The following is an 18835-nucleotide window of genomic DNA, read 5'->3' as shown; positions in this document are numbered from 1 at the left end:
ATCCTGTTAGTTGCCTTAAGCGGCGAGCTGATCGCGCATGCGGACCAATTGGGCTTGTACGGAAGTATCGAGCACCTGGTCACCGACAGCCACGCGCACGCCGCCGATCAACGACTGGTCGACGGTGACGTTGGGCTTGAGCTTGAGGCCGAATTTTTGTTCGAGCGCGTCGACCAGGTCTTTGACCTGGGCGTCGCTCAGTTCGAACGCGCTGGTGATTTCCGCCTGCGCCGTGCCCTCGTGACGATTGCGCAGCACCACGAATTGCGTGGCGATGTCGGGCAGCAGCAGCAGCCGGTCGTTTTCAACCAGCAGCTCGATGAAATTACGGGCGGCCTGGGGCAGTTCGGCCTTGATCAGGCCGGAGAACAGCTCGACGCGCTGCTTGTCACCCAGACGCGGGTCGGCCATGGCCTCGCGCACGTCGGGGTTGGAGGCGACCTGCGACATTTCGCTGACCAGGTCGGCCCAGGCCGGCAAGCCGGCCTTGTCGTCGCGCGCTGCGCTGAAGAGCGCTTCAGCGTAGGGCCGGGCAACAGTGGAAAGTTCAGCCATGACGGTCCCGGATTAAAGCTGCGCGCGAAGCTGGTTGAGCAGCTCGGCGTGGGCGCGGGCGTCAACCTCGCGCTTGAGGATCTGTTCAGCACCCTTGACAGCCAGCGCGGCAACATCGTCGCGCAGCGAGTCACGAGCGCGCTGGACTTCCTGCGCGGCATCCTGAGCGGCTTGAGCCACGATACGGGCGCGTTCAGCTTCCGCTTCACGGCGGGCTTGCTCGATCAGGGAGGCGGCTTGCTTCTCGGCCTCGATGATGCGGGCGTGGTTTTCGGACTTGGCAGAAGCCTCGATCAGACTGACACGCGCCTGGGCTTGAGCCAAATCGGCCTTGCCCTTCTCGGCGGCGGCAAGGCCGTCGGCGATTTTTTGGCGGCGCTCGTCCATCGCCTTCGTCAGAGGAGGCCACACGAATTTCATCGTGAACCAGCCCAGAACGAAGAACACGAGCATCTGGAAAATGATCGTCGCGTTCAGATTCACGGTCGTTCCTTTAACACCTTGCGGCTCCGACCGCACCCGGAAAGGGGCGTCACGGAGCACTCGATACTTTGCTGGCCGGCGACGGGGCTGTTGCCCACATCGCCGCCAACGTCATGACCCGCCTATTCGCCGGCGGGCGCTGCCTTAGCCGACGAACGGGTTGGCGAAGGCGAACAGCATGGCAATACCCACGCCGATCAGGAATGCCGCGTCGATCAGGCCGGCCAGCAGGAACATCTTCGTTTGCAGAGCGTTCATCAGCTCAGGCTGACGAGCCGAAGCTTCCAGATACTTGCCGCCCATCAATGCGATGCCGATGCAAGCGCCGATAGCACCCAAACCGATGATGAGACCGCAAGCGAGGGCAACGAAAGCGACGTTGGTCATGACAACTCCTTGGTTAGAAATCTGAAGTCAAAAATTGAAAATAAGGGGTACAGCTCAATGCAAGATAATCTTGCTATCCCACGCTGGCCGGGTGGCCAGCGCAGGAAATTCGGGGGATCAGTGGCCTTCGTGTGCCTGGCCGAGATAAACCAGCGTCAGCATCATGAAGATGAAGGCCTGAAGCAGGACGATCAGGATGTGGAAGATCGCCCAGATGGAGCCGGCCAGGATGTGGCCGATTCCCAAGCCGATGCTGGCGCCGTTAAAGCCGGTCCAGGCGCCACCCAACAGGGCGATCAGCATGAAAATCAGTTCGCCGGCGAACATGTTGCCGAACAACCGCATGCCCAGCGACACGGACTTGGCGGCGTATTCGATCAGGTTCAGCAGCAGGTTGAACGGGGCCAGCACAATGGCGCCCAGGCCATGCGCGTGGAACGGCGCGGTGAACAATTCTTTGACGAAGCCGCCCGGGTGCTTGATCTTGATGCCGTAGTAGAACATCAGCAGCAACACGCCCAGCGACATGCCCATCGGCACGTTCAGGTCGGCCGTCGGCAGAATGCGGTGGTAATAGAGGGGATCGCCGTGCTCGGCACCCAGGCCGGTCAGGCGCCAGATGGAAGGCAACAGGTCAACCGGCAGCAAGTCCAGCGCGTTCATCAGGATGATCCAGAGGAACACGGTGAGCGCCAGCGGGGCGATGAAAAGACGGCTTTTGGCGTTGTGGACGATGCCCTTGGCCTGGTCGTCGACCATGTCGACGATCATTTCCACGAAAGCCTGGAAGCGGGTCGGCACGCCACTGGTGGCGCGGCGAGCAGCGCGCCACAGAAAGAAAATGACGATCAGACCCATCAGGCCGGACCAGAACAACGAGTCGTAATTGATGATGTCGAACTGAGCAATTGCGCTCTGTTTTTCACCGGTATTGTTCAGATGCACCAGGTGATGCTGAATATACGCGGACTGAGGCGACACGTCGCTGGCAGCAGCCATTTGAATCCTACCCTATTTGCTGTATGCCCGAACCCTTGCGAGCCGGACGATTCCACGATCACGTTTGCCGCTACTTACTGCTCGGCGCTAAGACAACTTGCGGAACATCAAGAGCAAGAGATAACCCTTCAATGTGAGTATCAGACCCAGCAATGCGGCAGGCCAAACCAGGCTGTCCTGTGCAACACGCGAAAGCATCCACAACAACAACGCCGTTGCGAACAACTTGATCAACTCACCAGAGAGAAAGGTAAAGGGATTGGCTTTGCCGGCCCGAACACTGACAGCCAGGCGCAATGCAAACAATGCATTGGGTATGAAATACGCTCCCGCCCCCGCCAGCGCCGACCAACCAGCCGCCGCCCCTCCGACAACTCCCGCAATTACCGCTGCTGCGAGCCCCATGGCGCCTTGCGCCGCCAGTGCCAACAGGAGACCGCGGCTTGCCTGAGCATTCAACGCCACGCGATCCGCGTCGCTTAGAACCAGGACCTTGATGTCGTCATCGTTGATGCCATCACAGTTGATGCCACCCCCGCCAACTTCACCCCCACCCTGGCCCGACAACCCTCGCTGCTGCGCACTTTGCATTGTGTCTCGTACTGAGTCCCGCACTGTGCTTTGCATCGAGTTTTGCATTGGCTCATGCATCAAAAACCCCGCTACTTCTTGCCCCTGTCAGAACCGGCTTAGCCTGCGCAAAAGCAGTGTTATTCAACTACTTTTGCCTACCCGGCCGCCACGTGTTCTTATCCCGCAAGCGTCAAACCCGCAGAGTATAGCTTGAATCTTTTTTCCCAAGCAAATGAACTTTCGGGAGTTTGTAAGGTGCACGCAACGTCCCGGCAAGCATCGAAATTAGGGACGCGAACCCGGGCTGGCCGCACGCTGCGCAAGCCTTGCGCAGCGTGGCCTCGGCACGAAAAAGCGGCCCTTCATCGAAGAGCCGCTGTTGGTTCCGTCAGGCGGTTCTAAACCGCGACCAAGCTCAGTCTTCCTTGACCGGCGGCGGTGCCCACAAGCCGTCCAGCGCCGTATCCTGCGGCCAATACAAACGCATGCTCAACAGGAACGGGCCGTCGGCGGCCGGCGTGCTGACCCAGTTCGAACGCTTCCGGTCGCCCGGATCGCGGCGCTGGATGTAGATATCCAGCGAGCCGTCGTCGTTGTACTTCAGTTCATCGGTGCTGCGCAGCACGTAGCGATTGGCGGGATTCTCGGCAAAACCATGCTTGTCGTTATAGACATGCAGCGACCAGAACGCATTGGCCGGCGGCAGTTGGCCCTTGTCGAAATGCAGCACGTAGTCTTCGTTCGAATCCAGCTGGCGGCCCTTGGAGTCCGACATGGTCACCGGGTACAGCACATCTTCCGGCGTGGGCGCGCCCAAGCCCGCGTAGGCAATGGCGGCGCGACGCGAATAGTCGGTGCCATAAGTGCCAATTCCCGACAGCACCGTGTTCCAGTTATTGATCGGCGTGCCCAGGCGCGACACCCCGTCGGCAATGCGACGGCCGGCCAGCGGCTGCGCGTCGGCCAGCGCCTGTTGCACGGCCGGGCTCAAGCGTCCGTACGAGAACGGCTGGCGGCTGTCCAGGCCGATGCGGCGCATGCGGTCCAGGATCGGCGTGTCGTTGGCATGCGGCGGGTTGTTGCGCAACACGTCAAAGAACAGCGTAAAGAACGAGGCCGCGTCCATGCTGGCCGCTTGTTCGGCGGGCGTGCCGTCAGGCACGTTCACCGGCATTGGCATGGGCAAGCCACTGCCGATGGGCGCCGAGCCCACGCGCGAGCCGGTTTGCGGATAGGCGTTGCCGGCGTTGCGGTTGCGCGCAGAGCCGGTGGGGGTCGCGGCCATCGGCGCCATCATCGGCGAGGCCGTCATGCCGGCCTGGATCTGATTGACGGCGGCATAGTCCTGCGGCCCCTTGGCCTGCGTCCAGCCGATCAACCAACCCGTGGAGGTGGGGCTATGGATGACATCGACACCCGCGGGCACGCTGCCCTGCCAGTTGGGGCCGACGATGGCGAACGACTGCGCGCCGGAGCCGTTGGTGCGAGTACCGCGCGAGGCGAACACGTCGCTCCACATATCCAGCGCCGACAGCACCGAATAGCGGCCGCCGGTATCAGGCAGGTTCACGATCAAGGGCGCTTGCGACACGTCGAACCACAGGCTGGAATACAGCGCATCGGCGCTGGGCCACGGCGTGTCGGCGGCGCGCGGATCCGGGAAAGCGGTCTTGTGGCCGAACTGGTTGACCGGCGCACGGCCATCCAGGGGCGTCTGCACGGCGGTGGCCTTGCGGCGCGCCAGTTCCATCAACACCATCGGGTAGGCGTAGACGTAAGCGTCGATCGCCGTGTCGCGCAGTTCCTGTTCGCTCATTTGCGGGGCGGGCGCGGAAGAAGCCGGGTACGGCGTTTCCGAGACCAGCCGCAGGGTGGACTGCGGCGCTTGAGCCTGGGTGGCGGTCATGGCGCAGGCGCTCAACGCGCCGGCAAGCACCGCGGTTGACCACCGGCGGCGAGCAATAAATGTACGCATGCAAGGCTCCTTCTTTATCTTGTTTGCTAGCGAGCCGCCGCGCGGGACTTGCCAGTGGGGCAAGCCGCTCTGGCGCGGCACCTCTTGATGACGCCTAACCAGCATAGGGAAGAAGCCTGCAACAAGGTGCTGCCCAGACGTTTCAAGGCGCAACGGCCGCGCGCGGCCTCGGCGCCCATGAAAAAGCGCGCCGGAGTCGGCGCGCTGGGGATCCTGTCACGTGGCCGCGGGCATTTCGCGGCCGTAACAAGGCTTAACGGTGTTTAAAGTCAGGTTTGCGCTTTTCAGTGAATGCGGCCATGCCTTCCTTCTGGTCTTCCGTGGCGAACAGGGAATGGAACACCCGACGCTCGAACAACAGACCTTCGTTCAAGGACCCTTCGAACGCGCGATTCACGCATTCCTTGGCCATCATGACGGACGGCAAAGACATCGACGCGATGACAGTCGCGGCGTCCAGCGCCTCTTCCATCAGCTTGTCGGCGGCCACCACGCGCGACACCAGGCCGGCGCGTTCGGCTTCCTCGGCGCCCATCATGCGGGCGGTCAGGGCCAGGTCCATGGCCTTGGCCTTGCCCACCGCGCGCGGCAGGCGTTGCGTGCCGCCCGCGCCGGGAATCACGCCCAGCTTGATTTCGGGCTGGCCGAACTTGGCCGTATCGGCGGCGATGATGATGTCGCACATCATGGCCAGTTCGCAGCCGCCGCCCAAGGCGTAGCCGGCCACGGCCGCGATCACGGGCTTGCGGATCCGCTTCAGGGTTTCCCAGTTGCGGGTGATGTATTCGCTGCCGTACACGTCCATGTACGACCAGTCTTTCATGGCGCCGATGTCCGCGCCCGCGGCAAAGGCTTTTTCGCTGCCGGTAATGACCACGCAGCCGACGTCGGCGTTGTCCTCGAACGCCAGCAGCGCCGCGCCGAGCTCATCCATCAGTTGATCGTTGAGTGCGTTGAGCGCCTTGGGGCGGTTCAGCGTCAGCAGACCGACGCGGCCCCGGGTTTCGACCAGTACAAACGACTCGCTCATTGAATGTCTCCAGTAGGAAGTATGAAATAAGATACGAGCATGAAAAAAGACAACGCTTGCCCCGTACTTTACCGCCTGACGCCCCATGACCCGGCCGGACACCGCTACCGGATAACCCTAACGATCGACGCCCCCTCGCCCGACGGCCAACGCTTGTCTTTGCCGGCCTGGATTCCTGGCAGCTACCTGATCCGCGACTTCTCGCGCCAGATCGAATCGGTGGCGGCTTACGCGGGCTCGCGCCGCGTGATTGTCGACAAGATCGACAACCACACCTGGCAGGCCGCCCCCACCGACGGCCCGCTGCGCGTGGAGTACGTGGTCTACGCCTGGGACTTGTCGGTGCGTGGCGCGCATCTGGACGAAACCCACGGCTTCTTCAATGGCACCAGCGTGTTCCTGCGCGTGCATGGGCAAGACCACCTGCCCTGCCTGGTTGACCTGGCGCCCCCGCGCGGCATCGACGGCTGGAAGGTCTACACCAGCCTGCCCGAAGCGGCGGGCCAGCGCGGCGCGGCACGGCGCCACGGCTTTGGCCTGTACCAGGCGCCCGACTACGATGCGCTGATCGACCATCCGGTGGAAATGGGCACGCCGCAGGTCACAAGCTTTACGTCCCATGGCGCCGAGCACGAACTGGTCTTCACCGGCGTTGCCCCCAATCTGGACCTGGCGCGCATCGCGGCCGACGTGAAGAAGATTTGCGACACGCAGATTGCATTCTTTGAACCGCGCACCAAGCGCGCGCCCTTCCTGGACAGCGCCAACCGCTACGTCTTCATGACCATGGTCACGGGCGACGGCTACGGCGGCCTGGAGCATCGCGCCAGCACCGCGCTGATGACCGCGCGCAAAGACCTGCCCGTGCTGGGCCAGCAAGGCCAGGGCGAAGGCTATCGCGGGTTTCTCGGGCTGGTCAGCCATGAGTACTTCCACACCTGGAACGTCAAGCGCATCAAGCCGCAAGCCTTTGCCCCCTACCATCTGGAGCAGCCCGACCTGACCCGCCTGTTGTGGGTATTCGAAGGTTTCACGTCCTACTACGATGATTTGCTGCTGCTGCGTTCCGGCGTGATCACTCAAACGGAATATCTGCGCTTGCTGGCCAAGACCATCACCAGCGTGGCCCGCACCCCGGGCCGCGCCAAGCAATCGGTGGCGGAAAGCTCGTTCGACGCCTGGACGCGCTATTACAAGCAGGATGAGAATTCGCCGAACGCGCTGGTCAGCTACTACACCAAGGGTGCGCTGGTGGCATTGGGCCTGGACTTGTTGATCCGCCGTGAAAGCGGCGGCCAGCATTCGCTGGACGACGTGATGCGCCTGCTGTGGACCCGCTATGGCCGCGACTTCTATCAAGGCAAGCCGCAAGGCCTGCCCGAAGACGCGCTGCCCGAACTGATCCGGGAGGCCACTGGCGTCGACACCCGCCGCTTCATTGCGCGCCATGCTTACGGCACGGCGGATGTGCCCTTGGCAGACCTGCTGGCCGATCAGGGCATCACGCTGAGCTGGAAAACGGCGATGAACATTCCGACTCTGGATGTGCGCCCCCGCAAGCAAGGTGACACGGTGATGCTGGCCACGGTGCTGGAAGGCGGCGCAGGCCACAAGGGGGGACTATCGGCGGGAGACGTGCTGGTGGCGCTGGACGGGCTGCGCGTGGATTCGCCGGCAGGCCTGGACATGCTGCTGTCGCAGTATCTGCCCGGCGACCGCGTGACGGTGCATGTGTTCCGGCGCGACGAACTGCGCGCGTTCCGCGTCAAGCTGAATGCGCCCGAAGCACTGGACTGCGTGCTGACGGTGTAGGAAAACGGGCGGGCCGCTTTATCCGCGCCCGCCCCCAATCACGGGTCCCTATTCGTAGAACAGCGTCACGGTGGCCGTGGTATTGATGTGTCCCGCCACCAGCGTGTCATCGGTCTGGTAGTAGCGCGCTACCAGCGGGATAGTCAGCATTTCCTTGTCAACCGTCGTCACGGCGGTTGTGAATTCGGTGCGGGTCGCAAGCGGTTGGACGAGATTGCTGCCAAGATCGCCCTGCAGCAATTGCACGCCGACGCCCCGCGCCATATCGGCCCCATGAGCGTTCTTGATGACGTGTTCCGGCGTGCCATCCGCATCGATCCGATAGGCCACCTTGACGCCTTGATCGCATTCCAGCTTGATGCCAAACGCCTTGTCCGCGGCCGTGGCGCCGCGATGGCCCAGGTGACGGTTGTTGATCGTAAGAAGCTCCACCTTCACCGTTTGCTCGCCGACCGTGCAGCCGCTGCTATTGGCTTCGTAGGCCACGTTACTGAACTCCACCATATTGCTGCGCAGCGCGCCGTAATAAACATCAGCGCGATGCGCGAAGGACACGCCGGATTTGATGGGGCCGATCTTGATGAGCTCGAACTCGAAATGCTGCGGCGGGTAATACTTGTAGTTTCCGAGCTTGAACCCATGTCTGGGGTAGTTCATATACACACCCCCTTCGTGCGTCCAGAATATCCGCATACCTATACCCGGAATGCCACTCTCATACACGTTTTTGTAGCCTGGCACCGCTTTCGCACCCGCCTGCAGACCATACGAGAACCGCTCGCCGACGGTGTTGCAATGGAGATAGGCAATACCCTCGTTAATCGTTTTCTTGTAGATCGTGCTGCCTATCGCCGCGTCTCGCGGTGGCTTCATTTCTTTCAAGTGCTGCGCGGTGATGGTCGTCGTCAAAGACATTCCGGTACATGCCGCCCAAGCCGGACGCGCCAGGCACATCAACAGGGCGACTCCCAAAACCACCCTTCGCAAGTTTGTATTCATGACGCTGAATCCTGTAGAGCAAAGGGTTGGACGGACGTGCACGACAACTCCAACTGCGGGTAGTAATGCGCGTCTTCGGACGCCGCCTGCTCGTCCACCTGATAGATGGCCTGGCATTGCTGGTCGGCAGCTTCTCCCCACTTGACCGCCAACTGCCCTTGCCCTTGCAAGCCGCGCACAAAGGCCCGGCCGCCCTGGCCCACCAGGGTGACGGCCTTGATGCCCGTGATGATCACTTCGGCGCCCATGGGTATGGTTGCGCCGTTGTCACGCACCAGTTTCAACAAGATCGGCCGGCCCGCCACGGTGGGATAACGCAGCAACACGATCGCTCCCGCGCGCGGGGCAACCTGCTGTGACGTCATTTCCAGTTCAACGTCACGCGACGTGCCCTTGGGATCCAACGCGACCTCGTTGCGGCGATAAGGCATCAGGCCCGCCATGACGCCATAGCCGTTACTGCCGATGCGCCCTCGCGAGCCCGACACAATTCCGGCTCCGTAGGCGTCGGGGGCTTCAAGCACCGCCATCGTTTCACCCTGCGCCTGGGTCGCGTTGATGCCACCCGCGTGGGCGATCAAGGTGCCGCGCATGCCTGCGCCGTATTGGCGATAGCCGCTGCCGCCGCTACTCGACAAGGTGTAGTTCGCGTGCGCCGTGTCATAGCGCAGGCTGCCACCCTGATTGCGGCTGCCTTGGCCGTCGGTGCGGTTATAGGTTCCGTAAACGTTGTACCCGAACTGCCCCATATCACCGGCGGATCCGCTGACAGATGCATTGGCGCCGCGCTTGCCATTGCCATCAAGGTTCAGCGACGTACTGAGATACGCCGAGTTTGGCCCACGCCCCAAGGGCAGGTTGAGGCTAAGCAAATACTGGTTGCCGAAACGGCCACGATCGTTACGGGTGCGCACCAGACTGATGCTGACACTGCCCCACGCGTAGCCGTTGGCGTAGCTGGCGTAGTAGCTGGTATCGCGGCTCTGGTGGCGGTTCCAGTAGTTCTGCGACACGCCGGACAGCGTCACGTGTCCGTAGCCTTCACCCAGGGGTTGGCTGACGTTGAATTGGAGGCGGCTGCGTTCCTTGCCGCTAAACACCGCCGCGCCGCGTGATTCGCGTAGACGCGCAAATTCGCCAAGGCTCAGATAGCCCTCGCTGGAAAACCGGTACGCCACCACGCTGAAGTTCGTCGATGTAGGCTCCAGCAGCTTGCTGTAACTGAGCCGCACACTGCGCCCGCTTGAGGTGTTACCGGTGGATTTCATTGTGGCGTGCGACTGCGTCAAGTCCGCCGCCAACGCGCCCAGCGGCGTGCTCAAGGCAACGCCGCCCTGCATCGCCCGATACTGCTGCGCCGCGATGACGCCACCGTAGCCCGTCACCGTGTCGGACAGCCCGCGCTGATACGTTCCCTGCACGAAGGCGGGCGGCGCATCCAGGGTGTGGTCGCGATACCGTCCGCCCGTCACGCTGAAGCGCGCGCTGCCGGGGCGCAACAATTGCGCCACCGACGCATAAGGCACCACGAACTGCTTGGTGCGTCCATCGGCTTCGGTGATGGTCACGTCCAGGTCCCCGGCGTAACCGGTGTTGTAGAGATCATCGATGGCAAAAGGCCCGGGCGACACGGTCGTTTCGTACAGCAGGTTGGCGCCCTGGCGCACGCTGACCTTGGCCGTGGTGTCGGCCACGCCGCGCACCACCGGCGCAAAGCCGCGCATCGAATCCGGCAACATGCGTTCGTCGCTGCTGAGTTGGACGCCCGTGTACGGCATGCTGTCAAAGAGATTGCCGGGCGTGTAGAACTGCCCCAGCGTGAGCTGGGCGCTGGCTGCCGTCACGTCACGCTGCGCATAACTGCTTAACGCCTGATAGCGACTGCGCTGGGGAGCGCCCGGCCGATCGGTATAGCTGAACGACCCGTTGTGCCGAAAGCGCCAGTCACCCAGGTTCAGGCCCGCGTTCGCGCTGCTGAAGAACTGGCGCTCGGTGCGGTTGCCAAGGCGGTTGGACGACAGGTTGATGCCATACCCCAGATAACCAGCGTCGATGCCCGCGTCCCATTCTTCCGGCGGCACATAGCCGCGCGCCACCGACTTCAGGTAGATCTGAGGAATGGAGAGATCGGCGCGCAGCTCGCCCATGTCAATCTGGAATTGGCTGGCGGGAGGAAGATGATCCGGGCCCAGGCAGGCCGTATCCGACGCGAGAGCGTCGGACGCCAAACCCAGAGCGGCAAGGTTTACACCTATCCGCGCCAATACCTTGGCCGGCAAGCACGGTTGCATGCTTGCATGGGCATTGGGCTTGGGCGAAGGCGAGGCTTTGACCTGGATCTGCTCGCGACCGACTCGATTGCCGTTCAGGTACAGATCCAATTGATAGCTGCCCGCCTCCAGCGGATTACCCTGCTGAAAGCGCGACAAGTCCACCGCCTGCCCTCGGCGATTGCCAAAGAACGCGGGGTTGAATTCGACCGCTTCGCTGGCTTGCGCCGCAGCGCTGGCCAAACCGGAGCACAGTAAAAGCCAGCGGCTGATGGAGAGACGGCGGAGCATGGCGCCGTTTAAGGATCAAGACGACTTTCGCGCCGAACCGTGGCGCCGTAGTCGTTGATCCATTCAAACACCACGGCGCCCTTGGCGCCCGCCGCATGCGGCAGTTTTCCGTCGTCGAGTTCCGTGACGGAACGAGGGGCAAGCATGCGGCTCGGCAGCGACATTGTCCGCCCCTCCGGCAGCCTCAATTCGACCGAGGTCAGCGACACATGGAAAGCACTGTCGTTACGCACTTGCAGCGTGGGACCCTTGCCCGCCTGCACGACCCGCCAGCGCAATTGGGCGGCGGCATCCGCCACCGTTCCAGGCAGCCCCATCGGCCGGAAGAACAGCTTGATGCGGCTGCGGAAAGCCAATTGCATGTGGTTGGCAACCTGGGCGGACGGCAGGGGTGGTACGTCAAGCACGTTCATCCAGAACACGGATTCCCGGTCTGAAGGAATGTTGGCGGATGGCGCATAGGCAATGCGCAGCGTTTGCCCCTTGCCGGGATTGATGCGCGCAAGCGGCGGCATGATGATGAACGGCACGCTGACTTCATCCGGACCGACGTCCATGTCGCCGTCGTCAATCCACGCCTGTACCAGCGCCGGCTGGCTGCCGTCATTGCTCAGGCGCAGCGTGACTTCGCGTTCTTCGGCGGGGTAAATGATGCGCGTACCGCCCATCACCACGTTGGACTGGGCGGCTGGGGGCAGCAGGGTCGCGCATGCCAGGCACAGCAACGCGCAGAAGCGGCGAAACATGGCCTGGCGGGTACGGTCCGGAAGCCCCTCAAGCGTGCGCTCAAGGGGGATCGGCTTCATTCGTAGATCAGGTCCAGCAGGACTTCGGTCTGGACCGGGCCGGGCGTGGTGTTGGCGGTGGCCGCCAGGTATTGGGCGTAGAACTCGATCTTTGCAGCGTTGCCCTCGATGCTAACGGTTTCGGTGCCAGCGCCGTTGGACAGATGGATGGGCTGGTACTTGCTGTTCAGCAACTGGACTTGTGCGTTGGACGGCGTCTCACCGCCGCCGGGCGTGGCCTGGTTGATCAAGGCGCCCGTGGAGGGATCGACGCTCGAACCGGAATTAAAGCGCGTGGTGACCTTGCTGCCCGAGCAGCCGGTCAGGTCCAACGCGACCAGCTTGCGGCCGGCCACATCGTTCTGCTTGGCCAGCGCGCTGACGCTGACGGTGGTGAGATCCACCTGAAAGACACCTTGCTCGCCCAGATCCGCGATTTTGCAAGTGGACGGAGACACCTTGCCCGTGAACACCAACTTCACATCCGCTGCCATCGCGCTGCCGCACAACAGCAGGGACGAGAAGGCCAAACTTGCCGCAACAATCTTCTTATTCACCGAAATCTCCGAATGCCTGTTTCCCCATGTGAGGGATGGCAGTCATTGTTTCGATTTCACTCGGCAAGCAATATGAGAAAGTTCTCAAAGGAAAGACGCTGGAAAAATAGTGGTGTTGCCGCGCCACATATCCTGCTGGTGATCGACAGGCGTCAATTCACTTTGGCGCCCGACCTTTCGACCGCCTGCTTCCACGTATCCAGTTCGCGATCGATATGGCTGGCGAAGGCCTCTGGCGTGGACCCGACGGTTTCGTAGCCATAGCCCATCAGTTGCTGCTTCAAGGCGGGCACCGCCACCGCGTCGGCGATGGCGCGGCTTAGCGCGTTGACCACGGCGGGCGGCGTGCCCGCGGGCGCCAGCACGCCGTACCAGCCGTTGACCACGAAGCCGGGCACGGTCTCGGCCACCGTCGGCACATCGGGCAACAGGGGCGAGCGGCGTTCGCCCGTCACCGCAAGCGCCTTCAACTTGCCGGCCTGCACCTGCGGCAACGACGTGGAAATGCTGTCGAACATCAACGAGACCTCGCCGCCCAACAGCGCCACCACGGCCGGGCCGCTGCCTTTGTAGGGCACGTGCATCATGTCGGCGCCCGTCTGGCTCTTGAACATCTCGGCGGCCAGATGGCTGGTGTTGCCGTTGCCGGCCGACGCAAAGCTGAGCTTGCCGGGATGGCTTTTGCCGTAGGCGATCAGCTCGGCAATGTTGTTGGCCGGCGTGCCCAGGGGCGCGGCCACCAGCATCGGCAAGGTGGCCACCAGGGACACCGGGGCAAAATCCTTGCGCGTGTCGTAAGGCAGAGACGGGTACAGGCTGGGGTTGATGGCGTGGGCCGCCAGCACCATCAGCAGGGTGTAGCCATCGGGCTTGGCGCGAGCCAGTTGCGCCGAGGCGATCGCCCCACCCGCGCCGGGCTTGTATTCCAGCACCACGGGTTGGCCCCATTTCTTTTGCAGTTCCGCCCCAAGGGGCGCGCCAGCATGTCGGCGCTGCCGCCGGGCGGGTATGGAATCAGCAAGGTGACGGGCTTGTCGGGATACGTGGGCGCGGCTTGCGCGACGCCCAAAGACGCCAGGCAGAGCGAGGCTGCGGCGAACAGGGAACGGATCATCAACGGTCTCCTTGGCCCGGGCCGGGCGCTAACAATCAGGCGTAGCGCGGCGCGCCGGCCGGGTCCAGGACGATCACGCGTGGCGTCGCCGGAAAGTTCAGGGGTGCGTCGGTAACGGAACGCAGAAAGGTGGCGTCGACGCCGTCGACCATGGCGTAGACGGCCAGCCCATCCGGCGTTACGTCGATCACCGCCAGGTCGGTATAGATGCGCGTCACCACGCCCTTGCCGGTCAGCGGATACGTGCATTGGCGCAGCACCTTCGGCGTGCCGTCTCGGCCGCGGTGCTCCATGGTGACCAGCACCTGCTTGGCGCCCACGGCCAGATCCATGGCGCCGCCCACGGCGGGTATGGCGTCGGCCGCGTCCGTTTTCCAATTGGCCAGGTCACCCTTTTCCGACACCTGGAACGCGCCCAACACGGCGTAGTCCAGATGGCCACCGCGCATCATCGCGAACGACACCGTGTGTTCGGTAATGGACGCGCCGCCCAACAAGGTAATGGGCTGGCGGCTGGCGTTGATGAGGTCCGGGTCCACGTCCTTGCCGCTGGCGGCGGGGCCCATGCCCAGGATGCCGTTTTCGCTGTGCAGCAGGATGTCTTTGTCGGGCGGAAGATAGTCGCCCACCAGCGTTGGCATGCCGATGCCAAGGTTGACGATGGAGCCGTCCGGGATATCACTGGCCAGCAATTGCGCAATCTGTTGCCGGGTCAAGCCCTTGATGTCCTGCGCGCTGTTCGCGGCGTTGTTGGTGCTGTTCGTGCTGTTCGCGTCTTGCATGTCAGGCCTCCACCCGCACCACGGCTTTCACGAAGATGCCCTGCGTCATCACCTGTTCCGGCACGAAGGTGCCCAGCGGCACCACCTCGTCCACCTGCGCAATGGCGTGGCCCGAGGCCATGCACATGACCGGGTTGAAGTTGCGCGCCGCGTGCCGGTACATCAGGTTGCCCCAGCGGTCGCCCAGATGCGCGCGGATTAGCGCGAAGTCGGCGCGCAGCGGCTGCTCCAGCACGTAGCCCACCCCGTCGATCACTTCCTGGCGGCGGCCCTCGGCCAGTTCCGTGCCGTAGCCGGTGGGCGTGAAAAACGGCCCCAACCCGGCGCCCGCCGCGCGCAGGCGCTCGGCCAGCGTGCCTTGGGGCACGCATTCCAATTCGACCTCGCCGGCCCGGTAGGCGCGAGCGAAGGCATCGGAATTGGGCGGGCGCGGATGCGAGCAGATGATCTTCCTGACCTGCTTGCGGATCAGCAATGCAGCGATGCCGCGTTCGAACGTGCCAGCGTTGTTGGAAATGATGGTCAGGTCGCGCCGCCCGGCATCCGCCAGGCATTGCAGCAACTCGTACGGCACGCCCGCTTCGCCAAAGCCGCCGACCAGCACCGAGGCGCCGTCGGGAATCACGGCCACGGCCTCGGCCATGGACGCTTGGATCTTGTCGATCATCTATTGCTCCCGGGCCAGTCCGGCCGTATCCACAATCTGCTTCCAGCGCGCGCGCTCCTGGTCGATGAAGGCTGTGAACTCGGCAGGGGTATTGCCACCCGCCTGCCCGCCCATGGCCTTGAACCGGCCGCTGATGTCGGGGCTGCGCACCACGTCGCGCGCGGCGGCGTACAGCTTGCCGACCACGTCCTCGGGCGTGCCGGCCGGGGCTATCAAGCCGAACCACGCCGTGACCACCATGTCCTTGACGCCCGCCTCGGCCATGGTGGGCACGTCCGGCAGCTCGGCCAGCCTGGTGTCACTGGTGACGGCCAGCGCGCGCAGCTTGCCGGACTGGATGAATGGCATCGAGCTGGGCAGGTTGTCGATCATGAAGGTGAACTGCTGGCCCAGCAGCGCGGCGACGGCGGGGCCGGCCCCTTTGTAGGGAACATGCGTGCCCGCGATGCCCGCGCGCTGCTTGAAGAGTTCGGCGGACAGGTGCGGCGATTGGCCCGCGCCGGAACTGCCGAACGACACCTGGGACGGGTCGCGCCTGGCCTCGGCCAGCAATTCCTTCACGCTGCGGGCAGGCGACGCTTCGTTGACGACCAGCACGTTGGGCACCGAGATCACCAGCGTCACGGGCGCGAAATCGGTGGGCTTGTAGGGCAGTGTTTTGTACAGCGCGTAGTTGATGGCGTTGGGACCGATGTTGCCCATCAGCAGGGTATAGCCGTCGGGCTTGGCCCGCGCCAAGGTTTGCGCGCCGATGATGCCGGCGGCGCCGGCGCGGTTTTCCACGATGACCTGCTGGCCAAGCTTGGCGGCCATCTTGTCGGCGATCAGCCGCGCGGAAATGTCGGTGGTGCCGCCCGGGGCCGCCGGAACAATCAGGGTGATCGGCCGTTCAGGCCAGGCGGCGAGGGCGGGGCTGGCAATGGCGGCCGCCATCACGCCCGCGGCCAGCCAGCGATGCGCTTGCAACATGCTTGTCTCCGAACGCGGTCATGGGTGACCAACTTGTGAGGCAAGTGTGTGCGCCACGCGGGCAAATGCCAATTCTGCAATCTGGAGGGCAGGCTTCGCCTGGGCTGAACGCCGGGCTGGTCGCGCCAACGGGCTTGGGCTGCCAAGCAGCCGCGCGGGGACTTAGTCGCCCGCCCGCTCCCAGCGGCGCTGGATGGCCTTGGCCGCCACCACGCCGTCGGCCATCGACGTCACCACGCAGGGGTGCATGCGATGGGCGACTTCACCAATGGCATAGATGTCCGGCACGCTGGTTTCGGCGGTGGCGAAGTCGGTACGGATATAGCCGCGTTCGTCGCGGGCCAGTTGCAGGGTGTCGGCAAAGGCGGCCTGCGGTTCCCAGCCATAGAACACCAGGATCAAGTCGTACTGCCGGCCATCGACACTGCGGCTGGCGGGGTCCACGGTGTACGGGCCGATGCGCACGCCTTCGCGGCTGGCGCGCGTGACCCATTGCTGCTGGGCGCGCACGCTGCGGGCATACAGATGCACGGCGCGGGCGCCCCGGTTGCGCACATAGACGTAGTTTTCGAAGGCGTTGTCGCCCCCGCCCAGCACCGCCACCGACAAGCCGGAATAGTCTTGCGCAACGATGGGCGAACCCGGGCCGATCAGCACGCCGGGCCATGACGCGCCAGCGGGGTGATCCGGCAGGCCCTTGGCGCGCACGCCCGAGGCGATCACCAGCGTGCGGCCCCGCACCTGCGTCTGGCTGCCATCCGCCCCGGCCAGGCTGGCTTCAATGCCGCCCTTGCAGGGCACGACGCCGACGACGCGGGTTTCCATGCGCAGCGGCACCTGGGCCGCGCGGACGCTGGCGTCGATGTTGTCAGCCACTTGTTGCCCGGTCACCCCAGGCAGCACCGCGATCCAGTCGTCGGCGAAGGGGTTGTCCTGGGCCAGGCCGCCCAGGCGGGCGCTGGCCTCAATTAATATTGGGGACAAACCAAGCCTGGCCAGCCACAGGGCGCAGGACGCGCCGGCCGGGCCGCCGCCTACAATCACCGCATCGTGCATTTGTTGCATTTGAACCCTTATTGACCGCGCCGGCGCCTTACGGGCGCACGGACGTGGCTGAATTGTAGCCAGCGCGCCGCCCCCGATCCGCCATCCCCTTACAATTCCGGCTGTCCCACCCAGGTTTTCATCATGCCCACACGTCGCATCATCCTTTCCGGGCTTGCGCTCGACGCCCGCATCGGCATCCTCGAACACGAGCGCCGCGCCACCCAGCCCCTGCATGTCGACGCCGAGTTCGACGTGGACATCCATCGCTCGGTCGACGACCACGATATCCACAGCGTGCTGGACTACCGCCGTCTGCGCGAGGCCATCGTCGAGGAATGCACGCAGGCGCATGTGAACCTGATCGAAACCCTGTCCGAACAAGTCGCCGCGCGCCTGTTGGCCGACTTTCAGGAAATCCGCTCGTTGCGCTTGCGCATCAGCAAGCCCATGGCCTTTTCCGACTGCGCGGCGGTAGGCGTGGAAATCCAGATCACGCGCTGACCATGAACGATATTGCTCCGCCCCCCGCCGTCCGCTCCCCCGAGGTCCGCTACCGTACCGAGGCCGAGGAAAAGGCCCGCCACGAAGGCAACAAGCTGACCAAGCGCCTGGCCCGCGAAACGACGCGCGCCCTGTCCGACTACAACATGATTGAAGAAGGCGACCGCGTCATGGTCTGCCTGTCGGGCGGCAAGGATTCCTATGCCATGCTGGATATCCTGCTGCAACTGCAGAAGCGCGCGCCGTTCAAGTTTGAACTGATCGCCGTCAACCTGGACCAGAAACAGCCGGGCTTTCCCGACCACATCCTGCCCCAGTACCTGAAAGACCTGGGCGTGCCTTTCCATATCGAAACGCAGGACACGTATTCCATCGTGACCCGCGTGCTGGAAGAAGGCAAAACGATGTGCTCGCTCTGTTCACGCTTGCGCCGCGGCATTCTGTACCGCGTCGCGTCTGAACTGGGCGCCACCAAGATTGCGCTGGGCCACCACCGCGACGACATCCTGGCCACGTTCTTCCTGAACCTGTTCTATGGCAGCAAGGCCAAGGGCATGCCGCCCAAACTGGTGTCCGACGACGGCCGCCACACCGTGATCCGCCCGCTGGCCTATGTGGCCGAAACGGACCTGATGGCCTACGCCGAACTCAAGCAATTCCCGATCATTCCGTGCAATCTTTGCGGCTCGCAGGAAAACCTGAAGCGCAAGGAAGTGGGCCGGATGATCAAGGACTGGGACAAGCAGCACCCCGGCCGTTCGTGGAACGTGTTCAACGCCTTGTCGCGCGTGGTGCCCTCGCACCTGATGGATCGCGACCTGTTCGACTTTGTCGGCCTGAAGCCCACCGGCGTGCCGGATGCGAACGGCGACACGGCGTTTGACGCGGTGGACCCGGACGACAGCGCGGACGAGGCTTGCGGCGACACTCCCGAAGCAGCGACCGACGCAAGCGGCATCATCGAGAAAAAGGTGATGTTCACGCGCGGGTAGTTGCCTGGGCGGTGGCCTCAGTTTTTTTGTGGACAGGCGCGCGAACG

At 63.7% G+C, this 18835-nt stretch carries 18 protein-coding genes and 1 pseudogene; 3 read left to right on the top strand and 16 right to left on the bottom strand.

Translation table 11 applies throughout. From position 1 onward, the window contains the following. Window positions 1-15 precede the first annotated feature (15 nt). From ELS24_RS02065 to ELS24_RS02035, 7 genes are all read right to left on the bottom strand, one after another. A complete protein-coding gene (locus ELS24_RS02065) occupies window positions 16-555 on the bottom strand; it encodes a F0F1 ATP synthase subunit delta (protein WP_050446772.1) in 540 nt (179 codons plus the stop codon). Window positions 556-567: 12 nt separating this feature from the next. Continuing rightward, complete coding sequence (locus tag ELS24_RS02060; protein ID WP_006227275.1) at window positions 568-1038, bottom strand: F0F1 ATP synthase subunit B; 471 nt, start codon at window positions 1036-1038, stop codon at window positions 568-570. Window positions 1039-1182: 144 nt separating this feature from the next. Next, window positions 1183-1425 (bottom strand): F0F1 ATP synthase subunit C, encoded by a 243-nt coding sequence (atpE, locus tag ELS24_RS02055; protein ID WP_003815363.1) that lies wholly within the window; start codon window positions 1423-1425, stop codon window positions 1183-1185. A 117-nt stretch (window positions 1426-1542) separates the two neighbouring features. Next, entirely contained in the window at window positions 1543-2424 is an 882-nt protein-coding gene (gene atpB / locus ELS24_RS02050; RefSeq protein ID WP_050446773.1) for a F0F1 ATP synthase subunit A, read from the bottom strand. Window positions 2425-2511: 87 nt separating this feature from the next. Beyond that, complete coding sequence (locus ELS24_RS02045) at window positions 2512-3015, bottom strand: ATP synthase subunit I (RefSeq protein ID WP_230694986.1); 504 nt, start codon at window positions 3013-3015, stop codon at window positions 2512-2514. Window positions 3016-3412: 397 nt separating this feature from the next. Continuing rightward, window positions 3413-4972, bottom strand: a complete 1560-nt coding sequence (locus tag ELS24_RS02040; RefSeq protein WP_050446774.1) for a DUF1254 domain-containing protein — start codon at window positions 4970-4972, stop codon at window positions 3413-3415. A gap of 253 nt (window positions 4973-5225) precedes the next feature. Then, window positions 5226-6002, bottom strand: a complete 777-nt coding sequence (locus ELS24_RS02035) for an enoyl-CoA hydratase (protein WP_127183257.1) — start codon at window positions 6000-6002, stop codon at window positions 5226-5228. Between the two features lie 39 nt (window positions 6003-6041). Between ELS24_RS02035 and ELS24_RS02030 the strand changes: the two genes are divergently transcribed. Beyond that, on the top strand, window positions 6042-7814 hold the full coding sequence (locus ELS24_RS02030; RefSeq protein ID WP_127183256.1) for a M61 family metallopeptidase: 1773 nt from the start codon (window positions 6042-6044) through the stop codon (window positions 7812-7814). A 48-nt stretch (window positions 7815-7862) separates the two neighbouring features. Here the strand turns inward: ELS24_RS02030 and ELS24_RS02025 are convergent, their stop codons facing one another. The 9 genes and pseudogenes from ELS24_RS02025 to ELS24_RS01985 all read right to left on the bottom strand — a co-directional run bounded on the left by ELS24_RS02025 (window position 7863) and on the right by ELS24_RS01985 (window position 17313). After that, window positions 7863-8813 carry a fimbrial protein gene (locus tag ELS24_RS02025; RefSeq protein WP_083447354.1) on the bottom strand — a complete coding sequence of 317 codons (951 nt, stop codon included), beginning with the start codon at window positions 8811-8813 and terminating at the stop codon, window positions 7863-7865. Beyond that, on the bottom strand, window positions 8810-11374 hold the full coding sequence (locus ELS24_RS02020) for a fimbria/pilus outer membrane usher protein (protein WP_127183254.1): 2565 nt from the start codon (window positions 11372-11374) through the stop codon (window positions 8810-8812). Before ELS24_RS02020 ends, ELS24_RS02025 begins: the two co-directional genes overlap by 4 nt. Window positions 11375-11382: 8 nt before the next feature. After that, complete coding sequence (locus tag ELS24_RS02015; RefSeq protein WP_050446779.1) at window positions 11383-12180, bottom strand: fimbria/pilus periplasmic chaperone; 798 nt, start codon at window positions 12178-12180, stop codon at window positions 11383-11385. After that, entirely contained in the window at window positions 12177-12716 is a 540-nt protein-coding gene (locus tag ELS24_RS02010; RefSeq protein WP_050446780.1) for a fimbrial protein, read from the bottom strand. Before ELS24_RS02010 ends, ELS24_RS02015 begins: the two co-directional genes overlap by 4 nt. Window positions 12717-12868: 152 nt before the next feature. Then, window positions 12869-13830: pseudogene (locus ELS24_RS02005) on the bottom strand (Bug family tripartite tricarboxylate transporter substrate binding protein). A gap of 35 nt (window positions 13831-13865) precedes the next feature. Then, window positions 13866-14612, bottom strand: a complete 747-nt coding sequence (locus ELS24_RS02000) for a 3-oxoacid CoA-transferase subunit B (protein ID WP_240669419.1) — start codon at window positions 14610-14612, stop codon at window positions 13866-13868. A 1-nt stretch (window position 14613) separates the two neighbouring features. Next, a complete protein-coding gene (locus ELS24_RS01995; protein ID WP_127183253.1) occupies window positions 14614-15279 on the bottom strand; it encodes a 3-oxoacid CoA-transferase subunit A in 666 nt (221 codons plus the stop codon). Next, window positions 15280-16248, bottom strand: coding sequence for a Bug family tripartite tricarboxylate transporter substrate binding protein (locus ELS24_RS01990; protein WP_127183252.1), 969 nt, complete (start codon window positions 16246-16248; stop codon window positions 15280-15282). A gap of 162 nt (window positions 16249-16410) precedes the next feature. Then, window positions 16411-17313: an NAD(P)/FAD-dependent oxidoreductase gene (locus ELS24_RS01985; RefSeq protein ID WP_127183251.1), complete on the bottom strand. Its 903-nt coding sequence runs from the start codon at window positions 17311-17313 to the stop codon at window positions 16411-16413. A gap of 123 nt (window positions 17314-17436) precedes the next feature. On the opposite strand from ELS24_RS01985, the gene folB reads away from it, so the two are divergent. After that, window positions 17437-17796, top strand: coding sequence for a dihydroneopterin aldolase (gene folB / locus ELS24_RS01980; RefSeq protein WP_050446785.1), 360 nt, complete (start codon window positions 17437-17439; stop codon window positions 17794-17796). Window positions 17797-17798: 2 nt separating this feature from the next. Next, window positions 17799-18788 carry a tRNA 2-thiocytidine(32) synthetase TtcA gene (gene ttcA, locus ELS24_RS01975; protein WP_127183250.1) on the top strand — a complete coding sequence of 330 codons (990 nt, stop codon included), beginning with the start codon at window positions 17799-17801 and terminating at the stop codon, window positions 18786-18788. Window positions 18789-18835 lie beyond the last annotated feature (47 nt).

The sequence above is a fragment of the Achromobacter spanius genome (assembly GCF_003994415.1).
Lineage (GTDB): Bacteria > Pseudomonadota > Gammaproteobacteria > Burkholderiales > Burkholderiaceae_B > Achromobacter > Achromobacter spanius_C.
Note: the sequence above shows the minus strand (reverse complement) of the source record. Positions and strands in the feature narration are given on the sequence as shown.

Excerpts from the sequence above, each read along its gene's own strand:
- ELS24_RS02035 (WP_127183257.1), bottom strand. The coding sequence starts at position 6,002 with ATGAGCGAGTCGTTTGTACTGGTCGAAACCCGGGGCCGCGTCGGTCTG.
- ELS24_RS02000 (WP_240669419.1), bottom strand. The coding sequence starts at position 14,612 with ATGCAAGACGCGAACAGCACGAACAGCACCAACAACGCCGCGAACAGC.
- ELS24_RS02025 (WP_083447354.1), bottom strand. The coding sequence starts at position 8,813 with ATGAATACAAACTTGCGAAGGGTGGTTTTGGGAGTCGCCCTGTTGATG.
- ttcA (WP_127183250.1), top strand. The coding sequence starts at position 17,799 with ATGAACGATATTGCTCCGCCCCCCGCCGTCCGCTCCCCCGAGGTCCGC.
- ELS24_RS01990 (WP_127183252.1), bottom strand. The coding sequence starts at position 16,248 with ATGTTGCAAGCGCATCGCTGGCTGGCCGCGGGCGTGATGGCGGCCGCC.
- atpB (WP_050446773.1), bottom strand. The coding sequence starts at position 2,424 with ATGGCTGCTGCCAGCGACGTGTCGCCTCAGTCCGCGTATATTCAGCAT.
- ELS24_RS02040 (WP_050446774.1), bottom strand. The coding sequence starts at position 4,972 with ATGCGTACATTTATTGCTCGCCGCCGGTGGTCAACCGCGGTGCTTGCC.
- atpE (WP_003815363.1), bottom strand. The coding sequence starts at position 1,425 with ATGACCAACGTCGCTTTCGTTGCCCTCGCTTGCGGTCTCATCATCGGT.
- ELS24_RS02015 (WP_050446779.1), bottom strand. The coding sequence starts at position 12,180 with ATGAAGCCGATCCCCCTTGAGCGCACGCTTGAGGGGCTTCCGGACCGT.
- ELS24_RS02065 (WP_050446772.1), bottom strand. The coding sequence starts at position 555 with ATGGCTGAACTTTCCACTGTTGCCCGGCCCTACGCTGAAGCGCTCTTC.
- ELS24_RS02030 (WP_127183256.1), top strand. The coding sequence starts at position 6,042 with ATGAAAAAAGACAACGCTTGCCCCGTACTTTACCGCCTGACGCCCCAT.
- ELS24_RS01995 (WP_127183253.1), bottom strand. The coding sequence starts at position 15,279 with ATGATCGACAAGATCCAAGCGTCCATGGCCGAGGCCGTGGCCGTGATT.
- ELS24_RS02020 (WP_127183254.1), bottom strand. The coding sequence starts at position 11,374 with ATGCTCCGCCGTCTCTCCATCAGCCGCTGGCTTTTACTGTGCTCCGGT.
- folB (WP_050446785.1), top strand. The coding sequence starts at position 17,437 with ATGCCCACACGTCGCATCATCCTTTCCGGGCTTGCGCTCGACGCCCGC.
- ELS24_RS02045 (WP_230694986.1), bottom strand. The coding sequence starts at position 3,015 with ATGCAAAGTGCGCAGCAGCGAGGGTTGTCGGGCCAGGGTGGGGGTGAA.
- ELS24_RS01985 (WP_127183251.1), bottom strand. The coding sequence starts at position 17,313 with ATGCAACAAATGCACGATGCGGTGATTGTAGGCGGCGGCCCGGCCGGC.